This window comes from Sulfurimonas lacustris, from assembly GCF_059705355.1.
Genome location: NZ_AP046125.1, coordinates 493,314 through 508,505 on the forward strand (window position 1 = coordinate 493,314; position 15,192 = coordinate 508,505).

Annotated in this window: 13 protein-coding genes; 9 read left to right on the forward strand and 4 right to left on the reverse strand. The window is 41.6% G+C overall.

All coding sequences use genetic code 11. The features are described from left to right. Positions 1–14 precede the first annotated feature (14 nt). The 3 genes from holA to AC6H4V_RS02725 are packed head-to-tail and all read right to left on the reverse strand — an operon-like array spanning position 15 to position 3,729. A complete protein-coding gene (gene holA, locus AC6H4V_RS02715) occupies positions 15–977 on the reverse strand; it encodes a DNA polymerase III subunit delta (RefSeq protein WP_497607368.1) in 963 nt (320 codons plus the stop codon). A 2-nt stretch (positions 978–979) separates the two neighbouring features. Continuing rightward, positions 980–2,923: an RNB domain-containing ribonuclease gene (locus AC6H4V_RS02720; protein ID WP_497607369.1), complete on the reverse strand. Its 1,944-nt coding sequence runs from the start codon at positions 2,921–2,923 to the stop codon at positions 980–982. Between the two features lie 8 nt (positions 2,924–2,931). Beyond that, on the reverse strand, positions 2,932–3,729 hold the full coding sequence (locus tag AC6H4V_RS02725) for an HDOD domain-containing protein (protein ID WP_497607370.1): 798 nt from the start codon (positions 3,727–3,729) through the stop codon (positions 2,932–2,934). 123 nt (positions 3,730–3,852) lie between these two features. Here AC6H4V_RS02725 and AC6H4V_RS02730 point away from each other — a divergent pair, with 123 nt between their 5' ends. From AC6H4V_RS02730 to purL, 3 genes are all read left to right on the forward strand, one after another. Further along, positions 3,853–4,179, forward strand: a complete 327-nt coding sequence (locus AC6H4V_RS02730) for a hypothetical protein (protein ID WP_428730521.1) — start codon at positions 3,853–3,855, stop codon at positions 4,177–4,179. Between the two features lie 11 nt (positions 4,180–4,190). Further along, the gene (locus AC6H4V_RS02735; RefSeq protein ID WP_428730522.1) at positions 4,191–4,715 is read left to right on the forward strand and encodes a GreA/GreB family elongation factor; all 525 of its coding nucleotides are present in this window, start codon (positions 4,191–4,193) and stop codon (positions 4,713–4,715) included. A gap of 215 nt (positions 4,716–4,930) precedes the next feature. Then, on the forward strand, positions 4,931–7,147 hold the full coding sequence (gene purL, locus AC6H4V_RS02740; RefSeq protein ID WP_497607371.1) for a phosphoribosylformylglycinamidine synthase subunit PurL: 2,217 nt from the start codon (positions 4,931–4,933) through the stop codon (positions 7,145–7,147). Here purL and AC6H4V_RS02745 read toward each other — a convergent pair. Further along, positions 7,144–7,833, reverse strand: a complete 690-nt coding sequence (locus tag AC6H4V_RS02745; RefSeq protein ID WP_428730524.1) for an MOSC domain-containing protein — start codon at positions 7,831–7,833, stop codon at positions 7,144–7,146. The two genes, purL and AC6H4V_RS02745, sit on opposite strands and share 4 nt — an antisense overlap. Before the next feature lie 124 nt (positions 7,834–7,957). Between AC6H4V_RS02745 and AC6H4V_RS02750 the strand changes: the two genes are divergently transcribed. From AC6H4V_RS02750 to AC6H4V_RS02775, 6 genes are all read left to right on the forward strand, one after another. Then, a complete protein-coding gene (locus tag AC6H4V_RS02750; protein ID WP_497607372.1) occupies positions 7,958–8,998 on the forward strand; it encodes an HD domain-containing phosphohydrolase in 1,041 nt (346 codons plus the stop codon). Further along, the gene (locus tag AC6H4V_RS02755; protein ID WP_497607373.1) at positions 8,995–10,131 is read left to right on the forward strand and encodes an FIST signal transduction protein; all 1,137 of its coding nucleotides are present in this window, start codon (positions 8,995–8,997) and stop codon (positions 10,129–10,131) included. Before AC6H4V_RS02750 ends, AC6H4V_RS02755 begins: the two co-directional genes overlap by 4 nt. Before the next feature lies 1 nt (position 10,132). After that, entirely contained in the window at positions 10,133–12,922 is a 2,790-nt protein-coding gene (locus AC6H4V_RS02760) for a hybrid sensor histidine kinase/response regulator (protein ID WP_497607374.1), read from the forward strand. Between the two features lie 31 nt (positions 12,923–12,953). Next, positions 12,954–14,489 (forward strand): bifunctional phosphoribosylaminoimidazolecarboxamide formyltransferase/IMP cyclohydrolase, encoded by a 1,536-nt coding sequence (gene purH, locus AC6H4V_RS02765; RefSeq protein ID WP_497607375.1) that lies wholly within the window; start codon positions 12,954–12,956, stop codon positions 14,487–14,489. Between the two features lie 99 nt (positions 14,490–14,588). After that, entirely contained in the window at positions 14,589–14,861 is a 273-nt protein-coding gene (locus tag AC6H4V_RS02770) for a hypothetical protein (protein ID WP_497607376.1), read from the forward strand. Continuing rightward, the gene (locus tag AC6H4V_RS02775) at positions 14,848–15,129 is read left to right on the forward strand and encodes a type II toxin-antitoxin system RelE/ParE family toxin (protein ID WP_497607377.1); all 282 of its coding nucleotides are present in this window, start codon (positions 14,848–14,850) and stop codon (positions 15,127–15,129) included. Before AC6H4V_RS02770 ends, AC6H4V_RS02775 begins: the two co-directional genes overlap by 14 nt. Positions 15,130–15,192 lie beyond the last annotated feature (63 nt).

The following is a 15,192-nucleotide window of genomic DNA, read 5'->3' on the forward strand; positions in this document are numbered from 1 at the left end:
CACTTACTAAAAGTTTACAATACCTGCTGCACCCTCAAAAGTGTAGAGAGCAAAATCGCATTTTTATCCACATGGGAGCTTTTCATCTTTAGTTCGGCTTCTAAAAGAAGCTCATGGAGTTTGTAGTAGAGTGGGGGTTTTATCTTGATGGAGGCGGCGGCTTTTTCATCGACTACAAACTTTGGGGCGTTGTAGCCTAGTATCTCTATGGCGTTTGGTGCGCCGTTTAGGCGGATGTAGATGTTAAACATGTAGAGTTGTGTTAGGTAGGATGTGAGTGCCGTGAGGATGCGAATCTCATCTTCTCCATGTCCCAAAAGGCTCTCCAAGTCATTTTTAAAATCTTTTTTACCCAAAACTTTTTTTATAAAATCATCAATGCTCACCTCTGCAAGTCCAAAGATAATGGCGTCGATATCTTTTGTGGTGATGGGTTTATCGTATATGCGCAACTTCTCTATCTCGTTGCATGAGAGGGCTATGTCGCCGCTGTGGATGTTTAAGAGGTGGTTGATACCCTCTTTGTCGATAGCTACATTTTTTTCACGGGCAATTTGTGCGACGGTTGCGAGAGCTTCTGTATGGTTTGGGTGAAAAAATCTTACACACATTGTTTTTGTATTGGCAGATGGCTTTGCATAGGAGGTGTAATCGCTTCCGTAGTAGGCATAGATAAAAGTGTTGTCAGAGTTTTTTTCGCATTGCTCAAAAAGTATGTCTAGCTCTTTTTTTGGGACTTTTTTCTCGCTTTTTATGATAAGTACGTTTTGGTCTCCAAAGAGTGAAGCTTGTGAGAGATGTGCTTTTGCCACGCTAAAGTCATACTCGTCAAAGTAGAGTTTGAGCATGGAAGCACCCTCATGGTTTGAGAGTATCTCGGTGTATCTGTCGATGAGAAAATTGCTCTCGCCAAAGAGGATAAAACTGTTGGAGAGCTTTTTATTTTGGATAAATTTGTCTAACTCGTTTTTATACACATCTAATCTTTTTCTATAATAGCAACGATGGAGCCGTAAATCTTAGCTTTTGCAATATCTACTTTGTCGATTCTAACTTTTACATCATCAAAAAGAGCGGCATCCATGGAGTGGGTAATAAGAAATCTTGCTCCTTGAAGCGTGTCATGAAGTTCTGCTTTGAAAAACGGGTCGGTTGCAGTCACTCTTGCTTTGAAAACCTCGTCTATGTGCTCATTTGCCCAGCGTGCAAATTTGCGTGCCATAAACTCCACCTCTACTGTTGCGGCTTCTCTCTCTTTTTCACTTACACTCATACAGAGGGATTCTATGTTTCTAAGTACATATGAACCCTGCTCAGTGTCATTGTTGGTGATGGCTTTTAAAAGTCTATGCACTATAAGGTCAGAGTAGCGTCTGATGGGTGACGTGAAGTGTGTGTACTCCTCAAATCCCAAACCAAAATGCCCTGCATTGAGCGGTGCATAGCGTGCCTGCATCTGAGATTGGATGATGAGCGTGTCCACTTCACTGGAGATTCCCATCTCGGTCGCCTGTTTTTGCATCTGTTCAATCGTCTCTTTGAGCGATTTTTTGATATCTATAAACATACCGATTCCTGCCAGCTCTTGATAGAGATTTTGCAGTTTCATTTGGCTCGGCGGTTCGTGGATACGAAAAATCCCTCTCTTAAATCTCTTTGCCGCCTCTTTGTTTGCCAGTAGCATACAATCCTCTATAAGCGCATGAGATGGGGTCTCCTCTGCATAGGTTGTGCTTACAATGTTGGTCTGCTCATCTATGAACATCTCAAGTTCGTGTGAGCGGAAGTTGTAGCCGACTTTAAGTCTCTTCTCTCTCAGTGCATCCGTGATAACTCTAAGTTTGTCTATGGAGGCAAATATAAGCTCTTCTGAGGAGTTTTTTGCCTCAAGTGTGCCTTCAAAATGGGCATCTATCTCTTCATAGTTAAATCTTCTTTGCGAATGGATAATGGCTTCATACACTTTTGAACTGCTTACTTCAAGCGTGCCAAGGTCGAGTTTCATCTCAAAAACATAAGCAAGTCTGTCTTTGTGCGGTTGCAGAGAGCAGAGCGTTTCGCTGAGTTCTCGTGGCAGCATCGGGATAGAACGGTGTGGAAGATAGATGGAAAAGCTTCTATAAATCGCTTCATTGTCGATAGCCCCAAAAGGTGTAACATACTCGCTTACATCGGCTATGGCGACATAAAGTGTTGTTGTCTCTTCAACATAACAGATAGCATCGTCAAAATCTTTTGCGGTAACGGGGTCGATGGTGCAAAACGGGAGTTCTCTTAAGTCAACTCTCTTTGGATAGAGTGAAGCATCAACCTCTTTAAATGAGCGTGAGAGTTCAAGCACCTCCTCGCTAAAAGCATCATGTTTGTTAAATTGTGCAAGAACAATCTTCTCATCCACTAGAGGGTCTTTTATGTTTCCCAAACACTCCATGATAGTGAAGTCTTGATTGTTAATCTTAAAAACATCGCCTTCGTTGTAGGAGTTTAGCTCTTGCGGGCTTATCTCAATGCCGATTGGAAAATCAGTTTTTATGTCAACTAAAGATTTTCGCCCCTCTTTTACCACTATGTAAGCGACACTGTAAGTTTGCGCACGTCCTACTACTTCGACAATTTTTCCACTCGGAGTACCACGTTTGCCAAGAAGCCTCTGCACGATAACAAGGTCACCCTCTATCGCTTTGGTACTCTCGACATCATCTATGAAGATATCATGAACATACTCGCCGATAACATTGAGGTACGCTGTGCCATTTTGGATAAGCCCAAGTGTTCCAGCACGGTACTTGGAGTTGAACTTGTAAACGCTCTCTTTTTTTGTAATGTACTCTTTTGCTAAAAAGTCCTTGACATACACCAGTTCATCTGCAGCGATATCCTGCTCATCTAGTCCGTGGGTAAGTCTAATAAGAAGAGATTTCATCACTACGCTTACATATTTTCGAGAGCTTTTTCAAAACTTTCCATATCAAGGTCGTATTTGAGAATAAGCTCTTTTGCCGCAGCCGCACTCTGCTCTGTTATGACGCCATTGATAGGCACTGCAGTGCGAACGACTTGCAAGATTTTTGCTGCTTTTTGTACATCTGCTTTGGCATTTTCTGGAGCGCCACAGTGACGGATGGTCTCCACAAGTCCTGATTCAAATCTCCAGTGTTCAAAGATGGTTCCGCTTACTTCAGGTGTGTCAACACCCACAACTTCTCTCTCTGCTGCTTCTACATCTTTAGTAGTTGCAAGTGCCTCTTTAAATTTCTCTTGTGTTTTGTCTGCCATAATCTGTTGCGCTATCAAAACCTTACCAATCTCAACTAAAAATGCAGCCGGAGAGAGGATGCCCAAAAGTTTCGCTTCTTTTCTTAGGCACCATGAAGTAACAAGTGCATGCTGCTTTTTTGAGAGTGCCGAGAACATATCATTGGTAATGCCATACGCAGAAAAATCAAGTATAAAGCTCTTCTTTACAATGCTGGCAAGTGCAAAACCGCGCACTGTTCCCATCCCAAAGAGACCAACTGCTTGGTTGATAGTGTTGATTTCACGGCTAAAACCATAAAGCGGGGAGTTAGCAGCTTTTAAGATATCGGCTGTTAAAAGAGGGTCTTTTTCTAAAATCTTTACCATATCGTTAAATGTGCTGTCTGGGTCTTGATAAACTGACTCTATCTGCATTGCAGACTCTGGAAGCGGGGGGAGTTGTTTGATTTTTTTGAGTATCTCTTCAGTCATATAATGCTCTCTTTTGTAGCTAAAAATTTGATTTGATGATACATCTATGTTTATAAAAAAGCACTGAATATTTACAAAACATCGTTACCATATGCCCACAAAATTGTAAAAAAGGAAAAATTTATGCAAAAAGAAGCAGTGCTTACGCAGTTGGGATACGCGCCAAACGAAGCGTTACTCAAACAGCTTGAAAAAATCGAAGAAAATACACAAGGGTATGAAAAGATACGCAAGCATATTATGGATTTGCATAACCACTTAAGAGTAGATGATGCCTATGTTGCCATGTCCAATTCAAACGACTACTTCAAAATAAAAATAGACACTCCATCCCCTGAAATGGCGCAAGAAGCGCATGAAAAAGTGAAACATTTTAGTGAAAAATATAAGGTAAAAGTTGAAAAACTAGACAATAAAAACACCTACTACATAGTAGGGTTTAGCGCATAGGTGGTAGGGTTTTGCAAGAACCTATGAGTGTTGAGGGGTATGATGTTTTAGTCAAAGAGTTCAAGTTTTTGCTTGAGGTTGAAAAGCCAAAAGTTGCGCATGAAAAACTTGTTGCGGCGGCTTTGGGAGATAGAAGCGAAAATGCGGACTATCAAGCGGCAAAAGAGAAACTCCGTCACATAGACAAGAGGCTTTTTTATCTCAACTCCATGATGCAAAAAGCCCAAATCATAGACCCATCACGCCTCTCTCATGAACGGGTTAGTTTTGGAAGCAGTGTACGCATCGTTAATCTTGAGACGGACGAGGAGGAGTGTTTTACAATTTGCGGTGTTTTAGAGTCTGAGCCTGAAAATGCTCTTATAAGCGTACACTCCCCGCTTGCCCGTGCGCTTCTTGGAAAAAAGGTCGATGAGCAGTTTAAGCTTCAGCTTCCAAACGGAAGAAAAGAGTATGAAATTTTAGAGATTTTCTACAAAAACATCTTCTCTCTCAAAAAAAACATTCGCACAAAAGAGCAGTTCGCTTTTCATTAAAATCAAACTCTTTGGAAATGGGACTTTAGTCCCGTTAAAAGTTATAATCTTCACTATAACGCATGGCGAGGCTAAAGCCTCACTTCCAAAAAAAATAACATTTCGCACGTAAGTTTTACAAAAATGCTTTGCATCAGTTACTCGTTGGTTAAAACTCTTTTTACCTCACATTAGATATAATCACCGCTTAAAAATCAAATTTTTAGGATTTCCCCGTGAGCCAACAACTAGAAAATATAGAAAAAGTACTCTCTTCACACAAGTTGTCAAATGAAGACTACACGCATATCAAGCAGATTTTGGGACGTGAGCCTAATCTTGTCGAAATCGGGATTTTTTCCGCAATGTGGAGCGAACACTGTAGCTATAAATCTTCAAAGGTTCACTTAAGCGGGTTTCCTACAAAAGCTCCATGGGTTATCCAAGGTCCTGGAGAAAATGCAGGTGTTATCGACATCGGGGATGGTTATGCGGCTGTTTTTAAGATGGAGTCACACAACCACCCAAGCTTTATAGAACCGTATCAAGGGGCTGCAACTGGTGTTGGCGGTATCATGCGTGATGTTTTTACAATGGGTGCTAGACCTATTGCAAACCTCAATGCTCTAAGATTTGGAAATGTTTTAAACGATGACAAGATTTCAGCTCATCAGAGATACCTTGTTCGTGGTGTTGTAGCAGGCATTGGCGGTTATGGAAACTGCATGGGGGTTCCGACTATCGGCGGCGAGACAAGTTTTGATGAGTGTTATAACGGCAATATCTTGGTAAATGCTTTTACTCTCGGACTTGCAAAATCGGATGAAATCTTCTACGGAAGAGCTGACGGTATCGGCAATCCTGTTATTTATGTGGGTGCGAAAACTGGGCGTGACGGTTTAGGCGGAGCGGTTATGTCGTCTGATAGCTTTACGGAAGAGTCAAAATCTCTGCGTCCTACCGTTCAAGTGGGCGACCCGTTTACAGAAAAACTTTTGCTTGAGGCTTGTTTAGAGCTTTTCAAGACTGATCATGTTGTGGGCATCCAAGATATGGGTGCGGCGGGTCTTACGAGTTCATCTTTTGAGATGGCGGGTAGAAGTGGTAGCGGTATGATAATGCACTTAGACAAAGTTCCTGCTCGTGAAGAGGGGATGACCCCATACGACTTTATGCTCTCAGAATCGCAAGAGCGTATGCTTCTTTGTGCAAAAAAGGGAAGTGAAGCCGAAATTATCAAGATATTTGAAAAGTGGGATTTGGATGCGGCAGTTATCGGCGAGGTAACAAACACTGGAAATATGGAGCTTTTCTGGCATGGAGACAAAGTTGCTGAAGTTCCTGTAAACCCTGTAAGTGAAGAAGCACCGGTTCTTAAACGCCCGATGGTTCGCCCTGCCTATTTGGACAAAATTGCAGATGTGACTATCAACGATTTTCCTCGTGTGTCAAATCAAGAGGCGTTTGAGAGACTGACAAAGTCTATGGAAGTAGTCGATAAATCATGGATTTATACGCAGTATGACTCAATGGTGCAGACAAATACCATCAAAAAAGGCGGTATGCTGGACGCTTCTGTTATCCGTGTAAAAGAGAACGGCAAAGCACTTGCAATGTCTGCTGACTGTAATGTTCGCTACTGTTACATAGACCCAAAAGGCGGAGCAGCGGCAGCGGTTATCGAGAGCGGTAGAAATGTTGCTATGAGCGGGGCTAGACCTTTGGCGATTACAGATTGTCTCAATTTTGGAAATCCTGAAAACCCTGAGGTGATGTGGCAGTTTGGCGAGAGCTGTTTGGGGATCAAAGAGGCTTGCGCGGCACTAACCACTCCGGTTATCGGGGGTAATGTTTCACTTTACAATGAGACAAACGGTGTATCGGTTTTCCCAACTCCATCTATCGCAACGGTCGGTGTTAATGATGACGCAAACAAAGTTTTGATGTCAAGTTTTCAAGAAGAGGGGAGCGCTCTTTATCTTATCGGGGAGAGTGAGAGCGAGTTTGGCGGATCTCTCTATATGAAAGAGATTTGTGGCACGGTTGCAGGAAAACTGCCTGAGATAGACTATGAAAAAGAGCTTTTCCTTTGGGATTTGGTTATCGAAGCAAACAAAAGAGGGTTGCTGAGATGTGCAAAAGATGCAAGCAGTGGCGGTGTGGCTATCGCTTTGGCAAAAATGGCGGCGGTAAGCGGTCTTGGATGTAGTGTGAGAATGCTTGTTGATGATGAGAGAGATATCTTTTCAGAAACTATGAGCCGCGCTATCGTTGAGGTAAGACAAGAAGATTGTGCTTCTTTTGAGTCATTGAGCGGTGGTCAGATGTTCTGCCAAAAAATCGGAACTGTAGGCGGAGATAGCATCAAAATCAACAATGTTGAGATGCGTATGAGTGAGCTTCAAGACAACTACTTTAACACATTTAAAAGAGTCATAGAGAGGGATATCTAGTCCACTCTCATATACTCAAGTGAAAACTCTCCAGCGATTCTCTTCTCTATGCTTGCTCTGTACGATGGGGCAAGAGAGGAGATACTCAAAATCTTCTCTAAAATATCTCTATGCATGATAGGATTGGCAAACGCCATATTTGCATCAAGGATAGAGACTTGCTCTGCTTCACGAGAGAGTAAAACCACTTCATCCCCTGCTCCTAAAAACCCCTCTTCAATCACTCTGTAGTACCAACCTGTAAGCCCTGTTGTGTAGATTTCGTGGGTGAATTTTTGGTTGTTCCATCGTTTTGCTATCTTCCAGCAAGGTTTTCTAGGTTGTGAGACTTGTAGTGTGGCATCACCTATTTTGTATATATCACCCAAACAGACGTTGCTCTCATGAAGTCCAGAGATAGTAAGATTTTCAGCGAGTGCGCCAAAAGGCACTTCTTCGCCTAAAAACTCACTCCACTCTTTGTAATTTTCGTAACTGTTGGCAAATATGGCTTTCTCTTCTCCGCCATGGTGGACTTTGTCAGCCACTTCATCGCCATTTAAACCCAGTTTGCCCGCCCAAACTCTTAAAGATGTAGCCTCTTTAAAAGAGCCGCTCTCCCAGTATTTGCCTAAAAAATCTCGGCTTTCTTTGTCTCCATAGCCTTTTACTTTGCCTAGTTGTACAGATAGAAGTTTGTATTGCATATCTTTCCCCTTTAAAAAAAGGCTATTTTAGCAAAAAATGAAAAAAATATTTTTGTCATTTTTAATTTTTTTTATAAGAATGAGTGATATAATAAAAAACAACGCCCTTAAAAAAAGGATGACAATGGATACTTTGAGAGTAATTTCCGTAGATGACACTTTGATGAACCTTATATTGATAGAGGAGATAGCAAGGGAAATCGGCATAGAAGTGGTCAGTTTTGAAAATCCGCTCGAATCTTTGCAATACCTCAAAAATAATAGAGTTGATTTGATGCTTGTGGACTATATGATGCCGCAAATGAATGGGGTAGAGCTTATACGAGAGGCGCTGAGGGTTCAAGAGGAGCTTATCCCTGTTATGGTAAGCGCGGTAGATGATGACTACTCTTTGCGACTGGAAGCTCTGCGTGCAGGAGCGGCGGACTTTTTGACGAAGCCTGTCGATATCGCGCAGTTTGAAGCAAAGATAAAAAACTTTAGAAAAATCATAGAGATGAAACTTCAACTGCAAGATTTTAACGCAAAACTTCAGCTTGAGGTGCAAAAAGCAACAGCAAACCTTGTGGCACGTGAGCATGAAGCCTTAGAGGTCATTTCACGCCTAGCGGAGTATAGAGACCCAGAGACGGGAAGCCACATCGCTCGTGTGGCGCACTACTCAAAGATGTTGGCATCTGCTTATGGACTTAGTGAGAGAGAACAAGACATCCTTTTTTACGCTTCACCGCTGCATGACATAGGTAAAGTCGGTATCAGTGATGCTATCTTGCTCAAACCTGCAAAGTTTAGTGATGCAGAGTATGAGACGATGAAAACACACTCTCAGCTTGGCTATGAGCTCCTCAAAGAGAGTAAAAACCCTTACCTGCAAGCGGGTGCGATTATTGCAAAATACCACCATGAAAAGTTCGATGGCAGCGGGTATTATCATGGTTATAGTGGGGAAGATATCCATATTTATGGGCGCATTACGGCTATTGCAGATGTTTTTGATGCTCTTACCTCGCAAAGACCCTACAAAAAACCGTGGAGCTTTGAAGAGGCGATAGCGTTTTTGGCGCAAGAGTCAGGAAAGCATTTTGACCCTAGATTGGTGTCACTTTTTAGAGAGAACATAGAAAAAGTGAGAGAAATTTATATGCAATTTGAGGAAGAACAGTGAAAATAGATAACGCAACAATGCAAAAAAATGGAGTGTGGGAGTATGTCTCAAAAGAGATAGAGAGTGCAGAGGATGCAGATATCGTTTTTGTTTTTGGTGATACTGAGGTTGTCAAAGAGGCGCAAACATACAAAGAGTTACGAGCAAAATTTCCAAATGCGCATATTTTGGGCTCTTCCTCTTCGGGCAATATTTTAGGTAAAGAGATATCCACGTCGCCGCTTGTTGCAACAGCTGTGAAGTTTGAGAGTTCGCATGTAGAGCTCTATAGTATGGACTTTAGGGAGGGGATGAGCCTAGAAGAGCTCTCTTCAGAGCTTGTCTCAAAACTGAGCAAAGAGGGATTAAAGCATGTTTTTGTTCTCTCCGATGGGCTGAAAGTAAATGGTTCTGAACTTGTGCGTGGTATCAATGCAGCGCTTCATGGCGTGAGTGTTACAGGCGGACTTGCGGGAGATGGTGCGAGGTTTGAAGAGACTTTTGTGCTTTGTGACGATGTTGCTAAAGAGGCACGCGTAGCGGTTTTGGGTTTTTATGGCGAAAATCTTACTATCAGTAGTGGGTGCTTTGGCGGATGGAGCGAGTTTGGAGTGCAGCGAGTTATCACTAAATCAAGCGCAAATATACTCTACGAGATAGACGGTGAACCAGCACTTGACCTCTACAAAAGATACCTTGGCGCGTATGCCTCTGAGCTTCCAAACAGTGGTTTACGTTTTCCCTTAAGTATCAAAAAAGATACGCAGGAGACGGAGGTTATCCGCACACTTTTGGGTATCGATGAAGATGCGAAGTCGATTATTTTTGCAGGGGATGTGCCTGAGGGGTATATAGCAAGGCTTATGAAGCCCGATATGGACAAGCTTATAGAAGGAGCCGGAAGTGCGGCACGAGAGATAGATGTTGCCAACCAAAAATCTGCACTCGCTCTTGTGGTGAGTTGCGTGGGTAGAAAGATAGTTTTAGGGCAAATCATCGATGAAGAGCTTGAAGAAGTTGGCGATATTTTGGGTGAAAATGTCCATCTTGTAGGTTTTTACTCTTATGGAGAAATCGCTCCTTTTTTCAAAGACAAACTCCACTGTGAACTTCATAACCAAACTATGACTCTTAGCGTAATTTTTGAAAATTAAGATGCATAGCCTTCTTCAAAGACAGATAAAAAGAGCTTTTGGTAAAGATTTTGATGCATCTATGCAAGATGACTCGCTTGTAAAATTGCTTGATGCTATCTCTGGGAGTTATGATGAACTCTACAAAGAAAAGCGTTTTTTAGAGCATACGCTTGAGATGAACTCCGAGGAGCTTACAAGAGCAAACATCAAGATTCAAGAGCAAAACGCAGAGCTGCAAAAAAATCTAGAGAAGACATCAGATGCCAATGAAGAGATGATTCATATGCTCAAGCAGTACAAAAGAGCCATTGACACCTCTTTGATAGTGAGCGTTACCTCTCCCGATGGGGTTATCAAGTACGTAAACGACAACTTTATCAAAATCAGCGGCTACAGCAGATATGAGCTTCTTGGCAAAAAACACAACATCATCAGACATCCCCAAAATCCTCAAGAACTTTTTACAGAGATTTGGAAAACTATTCTCGCCAAAGAGGTGTGGCAGGGCATCATCCCCAACCTTGCCAAAGATGGCTCTACGTACTATGTCAATGCCGCTATCGTGCCGCTTTTAAATAGGGAGGGCGAGATTGTCGAGTTTATGGCGCTTCGTAAAGATATCACTTCGACCATTGAGTACCAAAAAAAGGTGGAGACTCAAAAACAGAGAGTCTCAGATATTTTGGACAATCAAGAGAGCATTATCGTAGTGCTTGATCCAAAAGAGGGCATCAAAGAGGTCAATAAAAAGTTTTTTGAGCTCTTTGGTTTTGAGACACTAGAGAAGTTTTTGCAAAAACATAGATACGTTTGTGAGCTTTTTGAAACAAAAGAGGGCTTTTTAAGAGAGTCAAGCAGTGATGTACTCTGGCTTGAATCTATCCTCAAAGAGCCTCATAAAGTTCATCTTGCTTCGATTGATGGGCGCATTTACAGTGTCAAAATCGCAACAATAGACAAAGAGGAGGAGCTTCGCTATTTGGCGACTTTTACCGATATCACTCCCATAGAAGAGGCGCGGATAAAATCCCTCGAAGCAGAGCGCGAAAAAGCAAATTTCTTGGCAAATATGAGCCACGAGATACGCACCCCGATGAACGCTATACTGGGCTTTTCAGAGCTTTTGGCAAAAACAGAGTTGGATGCAAGGCAGAGTAAATTTATAGAGCTTATAAAAAACTCAAGTGCGACACTTATCCAAATCATCAACGATATTCTTGATTTTTCAAAACTTGAAAGTGGACACAACCCCATAGAGCTTACAAAAATCAACCCTTTTATGGAGTTCGAGAACACGCTTATGCTTTTAGCAGGCAAGGCTAGAGAAAAAGAGATATCTTATATGATAGAGATAGACCCCGCACTTGGCGAGTGTGTTGCGGTGGATAGTTTTCATATAAAGCAGATTTTGACGAACCTTATCGGTAATGCCATCAAGTTTACTCCCTCAGGTGGCACCGTGCATGTCAAGATACAAAAGCAGGGGCAAAAGATACGCTTTTGTGTGGAAGATAGTGGTATCGGGATTCCAAAAGAGAGACAGCAGAAGATTTTTGAGCCATTCTCTCAGGCTGATAGTTCAACAACACGAAAATTCGGCGGCACGGGGCTTGGTCTGAGTATCTCTAACACCCTTGTAACACTCATGCAGAGCAAGCTTGAGCTGGAGAGTAAAGAGGGTGTTGGTAGCAAGTTTTACTTTGATGTTGCCTATAGTGTTTGTGACTCAAAATCGACACTTAAAGAGCATTTGAGAGATTTTTCACTCTACCTTTTTGGCATGGACGCAAAGAGCCACGAAAACTTAGCTTCACAACTCAACGCTTATGGCATAGCTTGGAGTACGTTAGAGGCATATAGCAAAGAAGCAGACAAAAGCAACGCTATCATCATTGCCAAAAATGAGGAGATGACAGACGCCTTTTGTGAAGCAAAAATCCTCTTTCTTGGAACAGAGGGCAAAACAAAAGAGGATGTACGACACCACCATATAGAGGTTTTTGAGGAGTTTCCATCTATCCTCTATAATGAGCTTATGCGCCTAGAACTCATAAAAACAGAGATCAAAGAGATAAAAAAATCTCTTCAAATGCGAGTTTTGGCGGCAGAGGATTATGAGATAAACAGACTGCTTCTTTCTGAGCTTCTTATGAGTTTTGGGGTGACGTATGATTTTGCGCTTAACGGTCAAGAGGCGGTAGAAAAAGCAAAAGCAAATCACTATGACCTTATCCTCATGGATGTCAACATGCCCGTGATGAACGGCATAGAAGCAACACGCATCCTTATCCAAGAACTGCACATCAAAACCCCCATAGTCGCACTGACCGCCAATGCGTTAGAGGGCGATAGGGAGAAATTTCTCTCGCTTGGCATGGCAGACTATCTCACAAAACCCATCGATACAAAAGCGCTTGAAGCAGTTTTGAGCAGATATGCAGTTGCGCAACTCCAGAGCCAAAAGATGACTATAGACATTAAAGCATCGCTTGAGAAAAGCAGAGAGAAGATGCGCTTTTCTGAGGCAATCATGCAAAAAGTATTTATAAGTTTCGTCTCCTCTTTAGAGACGCTAGAACAAAATATGCGTGATGGATGGGAGCAAAGAGAGTTTTCAAAGATACATATGAGCGCACATAACCTCAAAAGTGGTGCAGCTTCACTCTGTTTTGACACCCTCTCAAAAATCAGCGCAGAGATTGAAGCAGCAGCAAAAAGAGAGGATGAAAATTTTGATTTTTTAGGAAAATTTCAAGAAATTTTGCCCTATTTAGATGCAATTAAAGAGTTCAAAGCAACCCTTGGATAAAATGACGCAATTTATTTTTTAGGAAATTTTGATGAAAAGAGCATTGGTTAGTGTAAGTGACAAAAGCGGTGTGGTTGCGTTTTGCAACGCTTTGGTAAAAAACGGATTTGAAATCATCTCAACAGGCGGAACATATAAGATTCTTGTTGAAAACGGCATCAAAGCCATTGAGATAGATGAGGTTACAAAATTTCCAGAGTGTTTTGAGGGGCGTGTTAAAACGCTCAATCCATTCGTACATGGTGGAATTTTGCATCGTCGTGACAAACAGTCGCACTTAGATCAAGCGGGGGAATTGGGCGTTGAGGCGATAGACCTTGTTTGTGTAAACCTATATCCATTCAAAGCGACGATTGAGAAAACAGATGATTTTGAAGAAATCATAGAAAACATCGACATCGGCGGACCTGCCATGGTGCGTTCTGCTTCTAAAAACTTTGACAGCGTTATGATTGTAACCGATGCAAGTGACTATGAAAAAGTGATAGACGCACTAGAAAATGAGAAAAACACGCTTGAGTTTCGTCGCAATCTTATGATAAAAGCATTTGAACATACAGCGGCGTATGACTCTATGATAGCAAACTATATGAACAAGCGTTTTAACGGCGGTTTTGGTGCGAAACAGTTTATAGTAGGAAGTAAAGTGATGGATACCCGTTACGGTGAAAATCCTCATCAAAAAGGTGCGCTTTATGAGTTTGACAAACATTACTCAAGCAACTTTAAAACCCTTAAAGGCGAAGCTAGTTTTAACAACCTAAATGACCTAAGCGGTGCGGTAAAAATTGCCTCTGCATTTGGAAGTGACAATGCAGTTTGTATAACCAAACACGGCAATCCTTGCGGGTTTGCCATAAAAGATACGCTTTTAGAGGCGTATGTTGAAGCTCTAAAATGTGACCCCGTTTCGGCGTTTGGCGGTGTTGTTGCAGTAAATGGCATAGTTACAAAAGAGCTTGCACTTAAGATGAATGAAATCTTCCTAGAAGTCATCATTGCGGGGCGTTTTACAGAGGAGGCGTTAGAAGTTTTTGAGAGCAAAAAACGCATTAAACTCTTTGAAATGGGAAGCGACAAACTTGTTCTTGCAAATGACGAGAAGGATTTTAAACATATAGACGGCGGTTTTGTCTATCAAGATGCCGACAAAGTAAACGATGATGAAGTCAAAAACGCAAAACTTATGACTACAAGAGAAGCAACAAGCCAAGAGAAAAAAGATATGGAGATAGCATACAAAGTAGCATCTCTTACAAAATCAAACTGCGTAGTTTATGTGAAAAACTCTGCTATGGTAGCCGTTGGAATGGGCATGACAAGCCGAGTTGACGCAAGCCAATGTGCGCTTAAAAAAGCTAAAGAGATGGGACTTGATGTAACGGGAGCAGCACTTGCAAGCGAAGCATTTTTCCCATTCCGTGACAGCATTGACGCTGCCGCTGCAGCTGGTGTAAAGAGCGTTATAGAACCAGGTGGAAGCATCCGTGATGATGAGGTCATCGCCGCTGCAAACGAGTACGGCATGAGCCTTTACTTCTCAGAAGTAAGACACTTTTTACACTAAGATTTTTCTACATGTCAGGCATTTTTTTGCTTGACATCGGAAATGAGTGTGTTGGTTTAAAAAATGTATAATTTAAAAAATCCATCAAGGAGCAAAAATATGCAAACGATACATTTGGAAGTAAAAGATAGTTATGTGGCAAATATTATGACGCTTTTACATAGCCTAAAAGATGGTATGATTGACAAGATAGAGATACAAAGCGACCCAAATCTCAAAGAAGATCCCTACTTTTATGAGAGAAGAGAAGATTTGCACAAGCTGCGAGATGATGTACGAAGCGGGAAAATGCAGATGTTTACACAAAACGAATATGATGAAGATATGGCTCTTTTTATGAAAAACCTAGAAGTCAAATATGCAAATAATTAGAACAACTTTTTATAGTAAAAAACTTAAAGAGATTCTTGAGTACATTGCTTATGACAAGCTCAGTGCTGCAAAAAAATTTAACAAAAAACTTGATGAACAGATAGGCGGCTTACTTGTTTTTCCACACAAATACAGAAAATCAAAATATTTTGAAGCCGAAAATATCAGAGATATGATTTTTAACGGCTACACAATCATCTATGAAATCTTTGAAGATAAAATCGAAATCTTAACCATCTTCAACCAAAATCTACCTCTTCAGAAATAGTCAAGCCCAAACTCTCCATTAACCCATCTTAATTATAATTTTTCAAAAATTCTAAGAGGAATA

Coding starts and splice junctions, on each gene's coding strand:
- AC6H4V_RS02725 (WP_497607370.1), bottom strand. CDS start 3,729: ATGACTGAAGAGATACTCAAAAAAATCAAACAACTCCCCCCGCTTCCA.
- AC6H4V_RS02775 (WP_497607377.1), top strand. CDS start 14,848: ATGCAAATAATTAGAACAACTTTTTATAGTAAAAAACTTAAAGAGATT.
- AC6H4V_RS02745 (WP_428730524.1), bottom strand. CDS start 7,833: ATGCAATACAAACTTCTATCTGTACAACTAGGCAAAGTAAAAGGCTAT.
- AC6H4V_RS02750 (WP_497607372.1), top strand. CDS start 7,958: ATGGATACTTTGAGAGTAATTTCCGTAGATGACACTTTGATGAACCTT.
- purH (WP_497607375.1), top strand. CDS start 12,954: ATGAAAAGAGCATTGGTTAGTGTAAGTGACAAAAGCGGTGTGGTTGCG.
- AC6H4V_RS02720 (WP_497607369.1), bottom strand. CDS start 2,923: ATGAAATCTCTTCTTATTAGACTTACCCACGGACTAGATGAGCAGGAT.
- AC6H4V_RS02730 (WP_428730521.1), top strand. CDS start 3,853: ATGCAAAAAGAAGCAGTGCTTACGCAGTTGGGATACGCGCCAAACGAA.
- AC6H4V_RS02770 (WP_497607376.1), top strand. CDS start 14,589: ATGCAAACGATACATTTGGAAGTAAAAGATAGTTATGTGGCAAATATT.
- AC6H4V_RS02760 (WP_497607374.1), top strand. CDS start 10,133: ATGCATAGCCTTCTTCAAAGACAGATAAAAAGAGCTTTTGGTAAAGAT.